At 69.3% G+C, this 2,127-nt stretch carries 1 protein-coding gene; it reads left to right on the forward strand.

The genetic code is table 11. The features are described from left to right. Window positions 1-960 precede the first annotated feature (960 nt). Window positions 961-1,737, forward strand: a complete 777-nt coding sequence (locus MKK67_RS11995; RefSeq protein WP_243964892.1) for a class II aldolase/adducin family protein — start codon at window positions 961-963, stop codon at window positions 1,735-1,737. Window positions 1,738-2,127 lie beyond the last annotated feature (390 nt).

Genomic DNA, 2,127 nt, shown 5'->3' on the forward strand with positions numbered 1-2,127 from the left:
CGGGACAGGGGCAATCTGACATGATTCGCTAATACAAGGTGCCGAAGCTCAGCGGAGGCCTCGAAGGAGCCCTCCAGGAATCGCGCGGCTGGCTGGAGGGCTCCTTCGAGGCCTCCGCTGCGCTCCGTCGCCTCAGGATGAAGGGTGTGGTTTGGAGCTGCGTGGGTCTCACCGGCATTCGGACACACCCCATCGACCCCGCGCGGAAAAAACCGCCGGGAGCATGGCCCAAGAACCCAGTCGCAACCGGGGTGACGCGGGACGCCGCGAAGCCCGAACGCAACGTTGCACAAAGAGCCGGCTTCCCGGCGTCCCGCGGATCGGAGGCGCCGCCGCCGACAGGCCGGCCGTGCCACCGCATCCGTCTTTTCGTCCGGTGTCCGTCACGCGGGAGCCCGCCTGCGCTAAGTTCCAGTCCCGAGGTGCTCATCGCCCCTCAGCGCTTCCGAGCGAGCCTTCGTCGCACGCCCCCTCGTAGTAGAGGGCGCCGCAGAACCGCCGCACCGCCCAGGACAGGGTCGCCCTCTGGCCTCTGAGCAGCCATTGGCATTTCCTCCGCCGGCCGCCGCCCAGCCCGAGCCGGGGGGTGTCGTGCTCCCGCGCCCGGGTCTGCCGCAGCCGACGGCAGACGCAGGCACCGGCCCACCGCCGCCCGCCCGGCGGCTGACCGGACCGGCGCCCCGAGACGTCTCACGACGCGTCGCGGCGGGCGAGAGACCATGAGCACAAAATAGGAACATTGTCAAGTTTTGGCTGGGCCGGGGAGGAGGTTCCCAAAGGGCGAGCCCTTTGGCGGGGTTTGGGGCGGAGCCCCGAGATACCAGGGCTCCGCCCTGGACCCGCACAAGGTCCCGGACCTTGTGAATCCAGGACTCCATCGATCGGCCCTGATGCATTGCCGGCACGCGGCCCCTGGTGCACCCTGTCGGCGATCTCGCTCACCGAGCCAGGAGCCGTCGCATGATCGCAGCCGCCCATTCCACTGCCCCGGACCGCGAAGCGATCCAGGCGATGCGCGTCGACCTGGCGGCGGCCTACCGGCTGATCCACCGGCTCGGCCTCGACGACAGCATCTACACCCACATCTCGGCGCGCCTGCCGGGGGAGGGGCATCGGTTCCTGATCAACCCCTACGGGATGCGGTTCGAGGAGGTGACGCCGCACAACCTCGTCACCGTCGATATCGACGGCCGCGTGCTCGAGGATCCGATGGGGCTCGGCATCAACCCGGCCGGCTTCACGATCCACAGCGCCATCCACGCCGCGCGCCACGACGCGATCTGCGTGCTGCACACCCACACGGTCGCGGGCGTCGCGGTCTCGTGCCAGGAGGAGGGGCTGCTCGCCCTGAACCAGTGGTCGATGCAGTTCGCCGGCCGGCTCGCCTATCACGCCTATGAGGGGATCGCCCTCGACCTCGACGAGCGGGCGCGGCTGGTGGGAGATCTCGGCGACAAGCCGGTCATGGTCCTGCGCAACCACGGGCTGCTGACCTGCGGGCGCTCGGTCGGCGAGGCGTTCAAGCTGATGCACAACCTGGAGCGCTCGTGCCGGGCGCAGCTGGCGATCCAGGCCGCCGGCGCGCCGATCACCCGCCCCTCCGCGGCCATCGCGGCCAAGACCGCCGGGCAATACGCCGCCGGCTACGACCGCATCGCCGTCCAGGGCGCCCCCGACAACGAATGGGCGGCGTTCAAGCGGATGCTGGCCCGTACGGATCCCGACTTCGCGCAGTGAGCCGGCTACGGATGATGCGCGCGGTCGTGCTGGGTTGAAGGGCGCGGGTGCTTTGCGCGCGTGTGCATGAGCGGATCACACATCGCCGCCGGCCGTGGGGGCGTCGGCTGATCCTGGGGCAGGCGGTAAGCCGAAGGACCGGTTTGGCGCCTGTCGGCTCTCCGGCATGACGTACTCTGGCCGAAAGCAGAATGACCGGTTCGGGGCAGGGCCGCCGCAGAAGCGGACAGCCTCCTACCGACCCCACTCGGTCGTCCGCGACAATTTGCTTATTGCCCGAAAGCGGACGACCGAGGGTGTACCGATCAGGCATGCGGTACTGAGGGGGACCCCGAAGAAGCGATCAGCTGAGACTTCCGAACCCTGCGAGCTCCCGGGTCCAGGTCAACG

Source organism: Methylobacterium sp. J-072, assembly GCF_022829425.1.
Taxonomy (GTDB): Bacteria; Pseudomonadota; Alphaproteobacteria; order Rhizobiales; family Beijerinckiaceae; genus Methylobacterium.

Coding starts and splice junctions, on each gene's coding strand:
- MKK67_RS11995 (WP_243964892.1), top strand. CDS start 961: ATGATCGCAGCCGCCCATTCCACTGCCCCGGACCGCGAAGCGATCCAG.